Below are 13,599 nucleotides of genomic sequence, written 5' to 3'. Positions count from 1 at the left end.
GCCGAGCAGGCCGAGCGGGAGCGCCGGGAGGCCGCCGAGGCCGCGGAACGGGAGCGCCTGGAGCGGCAGCGCAAGCGGGCCGAGCGGATCGCCGAGCACGAACGCCAGCTGGAGCGGGAGCGCGCCGAGGCCGAGGCGGCGCTGCGCGCCCGGGTCAGCGACGAGACCGACGCCGAGCGCGCCGAGCGCGAGGAACTCGAGCGGCTGGCCGCCGAACTCGCGGCGCTGGAGGCGGCGGAGGTCGCCGAGGACATCGTGGCCGACGAGGCGGAACGCGAGGCGGTGGAGGACGCCCAGCTGGTGGTCGCCGCGGAGGAGCTCGCCGAGGAGGACGCCGTGGCCGAGGCGGCCGCGATCGTGGCCGAGGCTTCGGAACCTCCGGAACCCGAGCCGGACGCCCTGGACCGGGCCCGCGCCGGCGTCCAGGAGGCTGCGGAGTCGGGCAACCGTCGCGACGTCCGGGCGGCCACCGAGGCCTTCGTGGACGAACTGCGCGATGGCTACCAGGCCGATCCGGAGCGCTACCTGGACGAGTTGCTGGACGCCCTCGACCAACTGGCCACGGCCCGCTGGCAGGCCGGCGACTGGTGGGGATCGCGCGGACCCGCCAAAGAGGCCAAGACGTTGCGCAAGCAGCACGGCCGCTGAGCGGGGCGTCGGCTCGCCGGTGTCTTGTCGGAACCGGCCAAAGCTCGCTTCCCCGACTTGGCCTGTCCTGACAGCCGTGCCGGCTTCGGGAGCCGGAATCTGGGTGTTGCCGCTCGGGTCGCCTCGCCTTGACGGCGCAGAAGTGGAAGATTTCGGGAGCAAGATTCAACAAAGGTGAGGAGACGCCCGGTGTTCCAACGCATCGCGATCGTCAACCGGGGTGAGGCCGCCATGCGGCTGGTCCACGCTGTCCGCGATCTCAACGCGGAGCGGCCCGGCGACGAGCCGATCACGGTCATCGCGTTGTACACCGACGCCGAGCGCACCGCGATGTTCGCCCGGGAGGCCGACGAGGCCTATCCGCTCGGCCCGGCGGCGGAGCGTCCCTACCTGAACCACGAACTGCTGATCGACGTGCTGCGCCGGGCCCGCGCCGACGCCGTCTGGGTGGGCTGGGGTTTCGTCGCCGAGGACTCAGCGTTCGCCGACCTGGTGGAGGCCAACGGCATCACCTTCATCGGCCCCTCCGGTGACGCGATGCGCAAGCTGGGCGACAAGATCGGCTCCAAGCTGATCGCCGAAGAGGTCGGCGTCCCGGTGGCGCCCTGGTCGCGCGGCGGGGTCGACACCCTGGACGACGCCCTGGCCGCCGCCGAGCGGATCGGGTACCCGCTGATGCTCAAGGCCACCGCCGGTGGCGGCGGTCGCGGCATCCGCAAGGTGAGCAATGCCGTCGAGCTGACCGACGCCTACCAGCGCACCCGGGACGAGGCCGAGCGGGCGTTCGGCTCCGGCGTGGTGTTCCTGGAGAAGCTGGTCACCGGCGCCCGGCACGTCGAGGTCCAGGTGATCGCCGACGGCCAGGGCACCGCCTGGGCGCTCGGCGTCCGGGACTGCTCGGTGCAGCGCCGCAACCAGAAGGTGATCGAGGAGTCGGCGTCCCCGCTGCTCACCGCCGAGCAGACCGACGAGCTGAAGGCCGCGGCGGAACGGCTGGCGCTGGCCGTCGACTACGCCGGCGCCGGCACCGTCGAGTTCCTCTACCACCCCGGCGACCAGGCGTTCGCCTTCCTCGAGGTGAACACCCGGCTGCAGGTGGAGCACCCGATCACCGAGGTCACCAACGACTTCGACCTGGTCAAGGCGCAGATCCGGGTCGCAGCCGGGGAGCGGCTGACGCAGCGTCCGACCGAATTCGGCCACGCCGTCGAGGCCCGGCTGAACGCCGAGGACCCCGATCGGGACTTCGCCCCCTCGCCGGGACGGATCACCCGGCTCGACCTGCCGGCCGGCCCCGGCATCCGGGTCGACACCGGCGTCGCCGAGGGCGACTCGATCCCGGCCGACTTCGACTCGATGATCGCCAAGATCATCGCCTTCGGACGCGACCGCGCCGAGGCGCTGGGACGGCTCCGCCGGGCGATGGCGGAGACCACGGTGGTGATCGAAGGCGGCGCCACCAACAAGAGCTTCATCCTGGAACTGCTGGCCCGGCCCGAGGTGGTCGGCGCCGACGGCGTGGAATGGGCCGACACCGGCTGGATCGACCGGGTCCGGGCCGAGGGCGGCCTGATCGCCGACCGGCACTCCGGGATCGCCCTGGTCGCATCGGCCGTCCAGGCCTATCAGGACACCGAAGAGGTCGAGATCGCCCGGCTGCTGGAGACCGCGCACGGCGGACGCCCCCAGGTGCAGCACTCGGTCGGACGCGCCGTCGACCTGAAGCTGCGCGGCGTCACCTACCAGGTCACCGCGTTCCGGATCGGTCCGCAGCGCTACCGGGTCCGGGTCGCGCAAGGCGAGGAGGCCAGCAGCGTCGAGGCGTCCCTGGAGCGGTTGGACGACTTCCACAGCCGGCTCCAGGTCGGCGCCACCCGCTACCGGCTGGTCACCGCAACGCACGGGCCGGTGCACCTGATCGAGGTGAACGGGGTCACCCACCGGGTCAGCCGCGACGAGGGCGGCGTGCTGCGCTCCCCGGCGCCGGCGCTGGTGGTGGCCACCCCGGCCGCGGTCGGCGAGCAGGTCGCGGCCGGTGCTCCGGTGCTGGTGCTGGAGTCGATGAAGATGGAGACCGTCCTGGTCGCACCCTTCGCCTGCCGGGTGAAGGAGCTGCTGGTGATGGCCGGCAGCCAGGTAGAGACGATGGCGCCGCTGGTCCGGCTGGAGCCCGTGGCCGAAGAGGCCGACGAGGTCGTCGAGCAGACCGCGGCGACCGGGCCCGGGCTGGAACTGCCCGGGGTGCCGCCGATCGCCGATCCCCGGCAGCGCGCCGACCGGCTGCTGGCCGACCTGTCGGCGCTGGTGATGGGTTTCGACGCCGACCCGGGCTACCGGCCGCTGGCCGACTACCTGGCCACCCGGCAGGAGCTGTGCGCCGCAGGCAGCGACGTGATGGCCGGGGAGGTCGCGCTGATCGGCCTGTTCGCCGACGTCGCCGAGCTGAGCCGCAACCGTCCGGCCGGTGAGGACGCCAGCACCGAGCTGCGGGTGCACAGCGACCGCGAGCACTTCCACCGCTACCTGCAGAGCCTGGACGTCGACCGCGCCGGGCTGCCCAGCCAGTTCGTCGACCGGCTGGCCAAGGTCTTCGCCCACTACGGCATCACCGACCTGACCCGGACGCCGCAGGTCGAGGAGGCGGTGTTCCGGATCTTCCTGGCGCAGCAGCGGTTCGCGTCCGATCTCAAGGTGATCACCTCGCTGCTGGAACGCTGGATTGCCGAACCGGCCCCGCAGCCGGAGGTGGCCAGCACGGCCCGGGCCGAGTTGGAGCGCCTGGTCCGGGCCACCCAGCGGCGCTTCCCGGTGGTCGGCGACGTGGCCCGGTCGATCCGGTTCCGCTGGTTCGACCAGCCCCAGGTGGACGCCGAACGCGACCAGGTGCTGGCCGGCGTGGCCGACGAGGTGGCGGCGCTGGCCGCCGACCCGCAGGCCGCCGACCGGGAAGAGCGGATCGCGGCGCTGGCCGCCATTCCCGAGCCGACCGTCGGGTTCCTGGCCGACCGGCTCGCGCACGGGGTGGCCGCCGAGGAGCCGATGCTCGAGGTGCTGATCCGCAAGCACTACACCGACTACGACCTGACCGCGCTGCGTGGGTTGACCGTGGCCGGACGTGCCGCCGCGGCCGGCGAGTACCGGCTGGAGGGCCGACCCACCCTGGTGGTGTCCACCCTGGGCCGCGCCGACGAGCTGGACGCCGGCGGCCCGGTCTGTGCTCTGGTCGGCCAACTGCTGGCCGAGCGCGGCGGCAGCGAGGAGGCGGTCGTCGAGCTGTACATCTCCTGGCCGGACGCCCCGGAGACCGACCTGGCCAGCGCCCAGCTGGAGCGGGTGCTGTCCGGCTGGCCGCTCGGCGAGCACGTCCGGCGGGTGGTGGTGGCGGTCTGCGATCACCGCTCCGAGCCGCGCTACCTCACCTTCCGCTGGACCACGTCCGGGGAGATCGCTGAGGACCAGCGGATCCGCGGCGTCCACCCGATGGTGGCCCGCCGGCTCGACCTGTGGCGGCTGCGGGACTTCGACGTCACCCGGCTGCCGGCCCCCGAGGACGTGCTGCTGTTCGACTGCGTGGCCAAGTCGAACCCGGCCGACCGGCGGCTGGTGGCGATGGCCCAGGTCCGTCAGTTGGCCCCGGTGCGCGACGAGCGCGGCCGGCTGATCGGGCTGCCGCACGCCGAGCGCGCGGTGGAGAACTGCCTGGAGGCGATCCGCCGCACCCGGGCCGCCCGCGGCAGCGAGGGCAATCGGCTCGACATGAACCACGTCTGGGTGCACGTCTGGCCGGTGATCGACCTCGACCACAAGGACATCCTGGCGCTGCAGGCCAAGATCACCCCGCTCGGCGACGGGGCCGGCATCGAGGAGGTGCTGGCCCAGGGCCGGTTCGACCAGCCCGGCCAGGGCATCATCCCGCTGGCCGTCCGGTTCCACTACCGGCCGGGCGCCGGGGTCACGGCGTCCATCGAGGCGCCGCCGGCCGAGCCGCTGAAGCCGCTGGACGACTACGCGGCCCGGGTGCTGCGGGCCCGCCGCCGCGGACTGGTCTACCCCTACGAGCTGAGCGAGGTGCTGGCCGGACCGGGCGGGACGCTGCACGAGCTCGACCTGGACGCCGAGGGGCATCTGGTGCCGGTGCGGCGCGAGCCCGGGCTGAACACCGCGGGCATCATCTGCGCCCTGGTCACCACCCCGACCCCGCTGCACCCCGAGGGGATGACCCGGATCGCGCTGTGCGGCGACCCGACCCGCGGCCTGGGCGCGGTCGCCGAACCGGAATGCCGCCGGATCATCGCCGCCCTCGACCTGGCCGAGCGGATGCGTATCCCGGTGGAGTGGTTCACGCTGTCCTCCGGCGCCCGGATCTCGATGGATTCCGGCACCGAGAACATGGACTGGGTGGGTGCGGCGCTGCGCCGGATCATCCACTTCACCCAGGACGGCGGCGAGATCAACATCGTGGTGGCCGGCATCAACGTCGGCGCCCAGCCGTACTGGAACGCCGAGGCGACCATGCTGATGCACACCAAGGGCATCCTGGTGATGACCCCCGACTCGGCGATGGTGCTCACCGGCAAGGACACCCTCGACTTCTCCGGCAGCGTCTCGGCCGAGGACAATTTCGGCATCGGCGGCTATGACCGGGTGATGGGGCCCAACGGTCAGGCGCAGTACTGGGCGCCCGACCTGCCGGGGGCGTTCCGCATCCTGATGAACCACTACGCCCAGACCTACGTGATGCCGGGCGAGCCCGGCCCGCGCCGGGCGCCGACGTCCGACCCGTCCGACCGGGACGTCTCCGACTACCCGCACGGCGGCGAGTTCGCCACCGTCGGCGAGATCTTCACCGCCAACCCGGACCGGAAGAAGCCGTTCGACATCCGCACCGTGATGGCCGCGGTGGCCGACGCCGACCATCCGCGCTCGGAGCGCTGGGCCGGCATGGTCGACGCCGAGACGGCGGTGGTGATGGACGCCCGGATCGGCGGCCATGCGGTCTGCTTCGTCGGCATCGAGTCCAAGCCGGTGCCGCGGGCCGGTTTCCCGCCCACCGACGGCCCGGACACCTACACCGCCGGCACGTTGTTCCCGCGGTCCAGCAAGAAGGTGGCGCGGGCGATCAACGCGGCCTCCGGCAACCGTCCGGTGGTGGTGCTGGCCAACCTGTCCGGCTTCGACGGCTCGCCGGAGTCGATGCGGAACCTGCAGTTGGAGTACGGCGCCGAGATCGGCCGTGCGGTGGTCAACTTCGACGGGCCGATCGTCTTCGTGGTGATCTCCCGCTACCACGGCGGTGCCTTCGTGGTGTTCTCCAAGACGCTCAACGAGAACATGACCGTGCTCGCCGTGGAGGGTTCGTTCGCCTCGGTGATCGGTGGCGCCCCGGCCGCCGCGGTGGTCTTCGCCCGGGACGTCGCCAAGCGCACTGCCGCGGATCCGCGGGTGGCGACGCTGGAGGGCCGGCTGCGGTCGGCGCAGACGTCCGAACGCCCCGGTCTGCAGGCCCAGTTGGACGACGTCCGGGCCGCGGTGCGGGCGGAGAAGATCAGCGAGGTGGCGGCCGAGTTCGACGGGGTGCACAACATCCAGCGGGCCCGCGAGGTCGGGTCGGTCGACAAGGTGATCAGCCCGGCCAGCATCCGGCCCGAGATCATCGCGGTCATCGAGGCCTTCGGCACCCGCTGACCCTCCACCCAACGCTCGCCTAACTATTTCCCGCTCGCCGAATTCAGCGAGCCCCAAATAGTTCGGCGAGCGCTCGGTGGGGGTCCGCTACGCTCCCGACATGGCCACCCTTGTGCTCACCGTGATCGGTGACGATCGCGCCGGACTCGTCAACGCGCTCGCCGATGTCGTCACCGCCCACGGCGGCAACTGGGAGCGCAGTCAACTCGCCGAACTGGCCGGCAAATTCGCCGGCATCGTCCAGGTGAACGTCGCCGACGAGCGGGCCGACGAACTGGCCGCGGCGCTGCAGCCGCTGCGCGGGCTGCTGGAGGTCTCGCTGCATCCCGGTGTCGGTGCGCCGGTCGAAGCGGCGCAGCGGATCCAGGTCGACCTGGTCGGCAACGATCACCCGGGCATCGTCCGGGACGTCTCCGGCGTGCTCACCCGGCACGGCGTCAGCATCGAGCGGCTGATCACCGAGACCCGCGAGGCGCCGATGGCGGGCGGCCTGCTGTTCGAGGCGCACCTCACCGCGCCGATGCCCGGGGACCGGGATCTCGCCGGCCTGCAGGCCGACCTGGAGAAGCTGGCCACCGAGATCGTCGTCGACATCACGGTGGCCGCCGGCTGAACCGTCACCGCGCGGTAGCCTGCTTCGGTGCTGGTTCTGCTGTCGCCCGCGAAGTCGCTGGACTTCGAGTCTCCGCTGCCCATCCGCAAGCACTCCGAGCCGAGGTTGCTCGACCGCTCGGCGGAACTGATCGACGTGATGCGCGGCAAGTCGACCTCCGAGATCGCCGGCCTGATGCACATCTCGGACGAGCTGGCCGCCCTCAACGCACAGCGCTACGCCGACTTCTCGCTGCCGTTCAGCACCCGCAACGCGCGGGCGGCCGTGCTCGCCTTCGCCGGGGACGTCTACCAGGGCCTCGCGGTGCGCGAGCAGTGGGACGCCCGCGACTACACCGAGGCACAGAAGACGGTGCGGATCCTCTCCGGGCTCTACGGCGTGCTGCGTCCGCTGGACCTGATCCAGCCGTACCGGCTGGAGATGGGGCTGCCGCTCGGCACCGCCCGCGGCAACAGCCTGTACGCCTACTGGGGCTCGACCATCACCGAACTGCTCCGCGACGACCTGGCGGAGTCGCCGGGCGCCGCCGCGGTGCTCAACCTGGCCTCGGAGGAGTACGCCAAATCGGTCCGCTTCGGCGAACTCGGCTGCCCGGTGATCTCACCTCGCTTCGAGGACACCAACGCCCGCGGCACCCGCGGCGTAATCTCCTTCTATGCCAAGCGGGCCCGGGGCGCGCTGGCGTCCTGGCTGGTACGCGAGCGCGTCCGGACGCCCGGTGCCGTCAAGCGCTTCGCCGAGGGCGGCTACCGCTACGACCCGGACGCCTCGACCGTGCAGCAGCCGGTGTTCGTCCGGAGCTTCGAGGATCGGCCGACCGCAGGCCGCTGAGCCTCAGCCGTGGTAGACGGCCTCGACGTTGTTGCCGTCGGGGTCGCGGACGAAGGTGCCGTAGTAGCCGGGGTGATACTCCGGCCACTCCCGCGGTGCGTGCAGCACCTCGGCGCCGAGCGCGCTCGCCGCGTCGAAGAAGGCCTGCACCGCCGCCCGGTCGGACGCGCTGAACGCCAGGTGGGACTCCCGGTTGGAGACACCGCTGGCCGCCGAGCTCACCCAGAAGTCGGGATGGCCCGGCGTGCCGTAGCCGATCGCCTCACCGAAATCCATCTGGCGGGTGAAGCCGAGCGTGCCCAGCACGGTGTCGTAGAAGCGGACGGAGGCGGCCATGTCGGCCACGTTGACGCCGAAGTGATCAATCATGCGACCAGTCTGTCGGCCGGCACTGACAGTTTTCGGATCGGTGCCGGGTCCGATCGATTGTATATTCTGCTACAAGAATATATGGTGCCGCCATGGATACCATCGAGGCGATCGCCGAGCCGGCGCGCCGACGCATCCTCGACGCGCTGCTGGGCGGCGAGCGGCTGGTGGGTGAACTGAGCGGCGAACTAGGCATCGCCCAGCCGAGCGTGTCGAAGCACCTCGCGGTGCTGCGAGGTGCCGGCCTGGTCGGGGTGCGGCCGGACGCGCAGCGCCGCTGGTACTCGCTGCGGCCCGAGCCGCTCCGCGACGTCGACGAGTGGCTGATGCCGTACCGCCGGTGCTGGGCCGACGCACTCGGGGCCCTCGAGTTGCATTTCGATCGACAGGAGGAGACATGAGCACCGAACGGCTCGGCGAGGTTCTGCACGACGACGGCCGCTACGGCCTGCGCTACGAGCGCCGGTTGCGTCACCCTCCCGAGAAGGTGTGGCGGGCACTGACCGAGTCAGAATCGCTGCGGCACTGGATGCCCGCCGACATGGTCGGCGAACGACGGACGGGCGCTGAGCTGGCCTTCCCGTTCTGGCCGGCCCACGTCGAGAGCTTCGGCATTCCGGCCGAGCAGGTCGCACTCGCCGGTCGGATGCTGGCCTGGGAAGCCCCGCGTCTGCTCGAATACAGCTGGGACGCCGACCTGTTGCGGTTCGAACTCGAGCCGGACGGCGAGGGCACCCGGCTGGTGTTCACCAGCTGGCTGGGCGATGTCGATCAATACCCGGCGCACGGCACGGCGGCCGGCTGCCACGCCGCCCTCGACCAGGTGACGCGTCGTCCCCCAGTTCAGCCGGCGATGGCGGCTCGGCGTCAGCGGCGGGTACTCAGAACCATCGCCAGATTGACGCCACCGCCGATGAGGCCGACAACGATGAAGCACCAGCCGAAAGTCCGCCCGTTGATACCTTCGCCAGAGATCATGTACCAACCGCTCACAACCAACATGACACACAAGACGAGTGCCACGGCGGGCTGATGTCGCTGACGCATGGGTCTGCTCCTGAGGTCAGGTCTAGAAGGGTCCAACCAAGCTGAACGGCGGGTGGGTGACATCACCCACCCGCCGCCGTGTGGTTGCCGAGTTTCGGGTCGATATCGGTCAAGATTTCTTTGCCGCAGCAATGGATGCGGCGCGGAGCGCGTTGTATTCGACCTCCGGGACCGGCTTGGCACCCGGTGCGCCCAAGTCCTCCAAGCGCATCCGGAACGTCTCTGGCGAGAAGTACGCGGCGGCGCTGGCGATGAGGCAGATTCCGAAGGTGAGCGAGCCGACGATCAAGACCACGTTCGTTGATCCGGGAGGGGCGACGAGGGGGAAGACCACGCTCATCAATGAGGCGACCACGGTGCCCATGTTCTGGCCGAACGCCATGCCGGAAACCCGCGTGTGGGCCGGGAACAGCTCGGGGAAGAAGGACGGGAAGGTCGCCTGATAGCCCTGGAAGAGGCAGCCCCACATCACCAGTGAGAAGACGATGGCTAGGCCGACGTTGTGCTGGCTGATCGCCCAAAGGTATGCGTAGGACATCAGCCCGGCCAGGATGGTCGGTATGACGATCATCGGGCGTCGACCGATCCGGTCGGACAGGTTCCCGAGAAGCGGCGTGAGGATCACCGCGAGGATATTGCTCAGGATCGGGATCCAGAGGTAGACATCGGCGGTGAATCCGATGCCGTACGACTTGCTGGTGGCGTAGGCAGCACCGAAGACGGAGGTGGTCGTCGCGATGACGGATGTCAGCGCCATGCAGAACACCCGGAAGATGGCGCCGGGGCTCTCCTTGAACGCGGTCACGAGCGGCAGCGCGGCCACCTCGCCATGCGCCTGCTCCTCGGCGTTGGTGTGCGTTTCATCGACGTTGCGCCGGATCAGGTAGCCGGCGATGACCACCAGGGCGCTGAGCGCGAACGGAATCCGCCATCCCCAGGACTGGAAGGCATCTTCGGACAAGAAGTGGGCCAGCGGTAGGAAGATGAAGGCGGCGAGGAGCTGGCCGGCCTGGGTGCCTTGCAGGGTGAAGCTGCCGAAGTAGCCGCGGCGACCGAACGCCGCGCTCTCGGTGATCATGGAACTCGCCCCGGACACCTCGCCGGCCACCGCGAACCCCTGGATGAGGCGGAGCGCCAACAGCAACACCGGAGCGCCGAAGCCGATCTGCTGGTAGGTCGGCAGGAAGGCGACGAGCATCGTCGAGATGCCCATCAGCATCATGCAGAGCACCAGCACGTTCTTGCGTCCGTACTTGTCACCCCACGCGCCGAGGACTACGGCGCCGATTGGCCGCGCGACGTAACCCACCGCGTAGGTGCCCAGAGCGCCGATGATGCCCATCCGAGGATCGGCCTGATCGAACATGATCGTGGGGAAGATCAACGCCGCAGCTTGGGCGTAGATGAAGAAGTCGTAGTACTCGAGTGCGCTACCGATCCAGCCGCTGGCTGCTGCTTTCTTGGCTTGGTCCCTGCTGTGTTTGTCTTGAGTGGTGTCAGCCATTGACATTTTCTCTTTCGGACGGGGCCATCGTTGGCCGTGAATCGGGGGCTGAATCTGGGACCAGAAGCCGTGCTGGCAGCGATCGCGGCTGCTTAGCGAGCGACGTGCCAATGCGAGGCACCCGCCACGACGGTGCGTACGCGACTCACGACGACACCGTCGCAACAGCCTGCTCTGTCCTCTGATGCATGCCCGCAACCGCGGCCTCAGGCTGTGCAGATGCCAGGAGTGCCAAGGCCGCACCAGACCCGGCAAGAACGGTTTCGAGGGAACGGAGCCTCGGGGCAAACCGCTCTCTGCCCATCGACCGATCGGCCTTCAGCCTCACTGCCATGACAACCCCTGTGAACTCTGCGGCTTCGGTGAGCGAGCTCGCACGTTGCAACTGATGCGGCAAGAGTGGCACATCTTGTGCAAGACATGCAAGTAGGCTACCTGGAGCAGGCTGTCGAGCTAGGTAAACCTACTAGCTAGCGCCAGGTTCAATCTGTGTAGCATGTTGCGCAAGCATTGACAGGGCTGTGCAAGGTAGTGTGTGGTGGTCGTCACAGTCGGAAGGAGGGCGGATGACCCCGGCACCCACCCTGACTGAGGTGGCGCAACGGGCCGGTGTGTCCGTCTCGACTGCGTCGAGGGCGTTCAGTTCGCCCGAGCGCATCGGGTCGCAGACGCTTGCCCGCGTCATCGCGGTGGCCGAAGACATGGGCTACCGCGCCTCGACGCCGACCCGCAAGGGGGCTGGGCTTGCGGCGGGTACCGTCGCTGTCGTCGTGCCCGATATCGGCAACCTGGTCTTTGCCGCGTTTGTCCGGGCCGCGCAGGCCCAGGGGTGGCATCGCCGCCAGATGGTGTTGGTGGCTGATACCGGCGGCAGTCCCGACCAGGAGCGGGAAGTGATCACCGAACTGTTGGACCGGGTCGGCTCGCTCGTGGTGTGCTCGCCGCGGCTGCCGGCATCCGAGATCGCCGAGTTGGCGAGCGGCACTCCGGTGGTTTTGGTGAACCGGGCATCGACCGAATGTCACTGCGTGCTCGCCGATTCCGAGACCGGCCTCCGTCAGGCCGTCGACTATCTCGGGGCGCTGAACCATCGACACTTTGCGTATGTTCAGGGCTCTCCGCAGTCGTGGTCGAACGAGCGCCGGGTGGCAGCGATCCAGCAACTGTGCGAGGACCGCGGCATCCGGCTCAGCCTGCTCGGTTGGCAGGAGGAGAGCCTTGCCGGCGGCTACGCCGCCGCGGCTAGCGTGATCGCGACCGACGCCACTGCCGTAATTGCGCACAACGATGCGGTGGCGATCGGTGTGATGAACGGCGTTCGGGCCATGGGTGTTTCGGTTCCCGACGAGCTGAGCGTGATCGGCATCGATGATTCTCCGCTGGCACGTTGTGCCAGCCCCGCATTGACCAGCATCAGCGTTCCGATAGCACAGGCGGGCGTGCTCAGCATGGATCTGCTGTTCCGGCCTACCTCGCGCACGCGCCGGATAGAGGAGCATCTGCCCACCCAGCTGGTGGTCCGAGACTCCTCCGGTGTGGCCCCGACCCGCGCGACACCCGCCGCCGGGTCGGATGATCAATAGGATCCTGCTCGTCGGCGTCGTTGCCTACATCGTCATGTCGGTGAGCGACCGCTGGCGAGTGTGACGTCGTGTGGTGCAGGTAGGCGGCCAGCTGATCGTCCGGCACTTCGCGGGCTGCCGTCGGGGCGCGGCCCGTCGCCGACGACGCCGCGGACGTTAGCTGCCCCACCTCTGGCCACGCCCTGATCGCCGCTCGGGTTCGACCTTGGCGAGGTAGATGACCTGATCGCTCACGAGCACGCCGAGGTGCACGAGCTTGCCGGCCTCGCGAGAGAGCGCGACAAGCGCAGGGTGCAGCGACTGCGCCAGGCTCTGCGGTTCAGGAACCGCTCGCCCAGTGCCCGTGCCGCCGCGCCGAGCCGTAGTTGCCGGTCGGCTCCGACTGGCTGACGAAGCCGTGCTCTCTCATGGTCGACCGGGCGCCATAGGCGGTGGATTTGTTGACTCCGGTGGCCGTGGCCAGGTTGGTCAGCGCCGAGCCGCCCGGACCGGCCTCGGCCAGCGCGGTCAGCAGGTGCAGCGCACGATCGATGGCTTCGACATAGCGTGCTTCGGGGCGCGAGCCGATGATGGGCACGTTTCACTCATCGCAAAGCACTGATTCGTCTAGTGAAACGATTCTTGCATTCAGGGGCGAGTCGTGCCACGCTGTTTCAAACAGCGAATCATCTGTTTCAATGAATGAAACGGAGTGTGAATGTCTCACCTTCTCGAGACGGTCTTGGCCCGTGGGATCGTGCCTGTGGTGGTGGTGCGTGATGCTGCTCGTGCTGCTGGTTTGGGGGAGGCGTTGGTTGCTGGTGATTTGCCGGTGGCTGAGGTGACGCTGCGTACCGCGGCTGCTGTGGAGGCGATCGCCACCATGGCGAAGAACCCCGACCTGGTGGTCGGGGCGGGTACCGTCCTCACCCCGCAACAGGTCGATCTGGCGGTGGACGCCGGTGCCCGGTTCCTGGTCAGCCCCGGTTTCAGTGCCGCCACCGTGGCCCGCGCGGCCGAGCGCGGCGTCCCGATCGTCCCCGGCACGGTCACGCCGAGTGAGGTGATGGCCGCCCTGGCGGCCGGGCTGACCACGTTGAAGTTCTTCCCGGCCTCGAATTATGGCGGTGCGGGCACTTTGAAGGCGTTCTCGTCGGTGTTTTCCGGGGCACGGTTCGTGCCGACCGGGGGAGTGTCGGCGGCCAACCTGGGCGATTACCTGGCGTTGCCGAACGTGCCGGCGGTGGGTGGGTCGTGGATGGTGCCCGCCGACGTCATCGATGCCGGCGACTTCGCCGAGGTTCAACGACTCTGCGCCGCAGCGGTCGCCGCCGCGGCCG

The 13,599-nt window shown here is 69.5% G+C and carries 11 protein-coding genes; 8 read left to right on the top strand and 3 right to left on the bottom strand.

Features of this window, described 5'->3' with window-relative positions; all coding sequences use genetic code 11:
* From QM582_RS12090 to yaaA, 4 genes are all read left to right on the top strand, one after another.
* On the top strand, positions 1–648 hold a 648-nt coding region (locus QM582_RS12090; protein WP_415084722.1), incomplete at its 5' end, for a hypothetical protein.
* A gap of 189 nt (positions 649–837) precedes the next feature.
* The gene (locus QM582_RS12085; protein ID WP_415084720.1) at positions 838–6,333 is read left to right on the top strand and encodes a carboxyl transferase domain-containing protein; all 5,496 of its coding nucleotides are present in this window, start codon (positions 838–840) and stop codon (positions 6,331–6,333) included.
* Between the two features lie 100 nt (positions 6,334–6,433).
* On the top strand, positions 6,434–6,946 hold the full coding sequence (locus QM582_RS12080) for a glycine cleavage system protein R (RefSeq protein WP_415084718.1): 513 nt from the start codon (positions 6,434–6,436) through the stop codon (positions 6,944–6,946).
* Positions 6,947–6,973: 27 nt separating this feature from the next.
* A complete protein-coding gene (gene yaaA, locus QM582_RS12075; protein ID WP_415084716.1) occupies positions 6,974–7,777 on the top strand; it encodes a peroxide stress protein YaaA in 804 nt (267 codons plus the stop codon).
* 3 nt (positions 7,778–7,780) lie between these two features.
* On the opposite strand, the gene QM582_RS12070 is transcribed toward yaaA, so the two are convergent.
* Entirely contained in the window at positions 7,781–8,146 is a 366-nt protein-coding gene (locus QM582_RS12070) for a VOC family protein (protein ID WP_415084714.1), read from the bottom strand.
* A gap of 92 nt (positions 8,147–8,238) precedes the next feature.
* On the opposite strand from QM582_RS12070, the gene QM582_RS12065 reads away from it, so the two are divergent.
* Both QM582_RS12065 and QM582_RS12060 read left to right on the top strand, forming a co-directional pair.
* Positions 8,239–8,547 (top strand): ArsR/SmtB family transcription factor, encoded by a 309-nt coding sequence (locus tag QM582_RS12065; RefSeq protein ID WP_415084713.1) that lies wholly within the window; start codon positions 8,239–8,241, stop codon positions 8,545–8,547.
* A complete protein-coding gene (locus QM582_RS12060; protein WP_415084712.1) occupies positions 8,544–9,179 on the top strand; it encodes an SRPBCC domain-containing protein in 636 nt (211 codons plus the stop codon). The genes QM582_RS12065 and QM582_RS12060 overlap by 4 nt, the downstream gene beginning before the upstream one ends.
* A 123-nt stretch (positions 9,180–9,302) precedes the next feature.
* Here QM582_RS12060 and QM582_RS12055 read toward each other — a convergent pair whose 3' ends face one another.
* Positions 9,303–10,697: an MFS transporter gene (locus QM582_RS12055; protein ID WP_415084710.1), complete on the bottom strand. Its 1,395-nt coding sequence runs from the start codon at positions 10,695–10,697 to the stop codon at positions 9,303–9,305.
* A gap of 566 nt (positions 10,698–11,263) precedes the next feature.
* Here QM582_RS12055 and QM582_RS12050 point away from each other — a divergent pair.
* On the top strand, positions 11,264–12,280 hold the full coding sequence (locus tag QM582_RS12050) for a LacI family DNA-binding transcriptional regulator (RefSeq protein ID WP_415084708.1): 1,017 nt from the start codon (positions 11,264–11,266) through the stop codon (positions 12,278–12,280).
* Between the two features lie 319 nt (positions 12,281–12,599).
* Here the strand turns inward: QM582_RS12050 and QM582_RS12045 are convergent, their stop codons facing one another.
* Positions 12,600–12,857, bottom strand: coding sequence for a helix-turn-helix domain-containing protein (locus tag QM582_RS12045; protein WP_415084707.1), 258 nt, complete (start codon positions 12,855–12,857; stop codon positions 12,600–12,602).
* A 120-nt stretch (positions 12,858–12,977) separates the two neighbouring features.
* On the opposite strand from QM582_RS12045, the gene eda reads away from it, so the two are divergent.
* Positions 12,978–13,599, top strand: a 622-nt coding sequence (eda, locus tag QM582_RS12040) for a bifunctional 4-hydroxy-2-oxoglutarate aldolase/2-dehydro-3-deoxy-phosphogluconate aldolase (protein WP_415084705.1), incomplete at its 3' end; no start/stop codon positions are given.

It is taken from the genome of Micropruina sp. (genome assembly GCF_047607385.1).
Lineage (GTDB): Bacteria > Actinomycetota > Actinomycetes > Propionibacteriales > Propionibacteriaceae > Micropruina.
The sequence above is the reverse complement of the archived record's forward strand: the minus strand, read 5'-3'. Positions and strand labels throughout refer to the sequence as shown.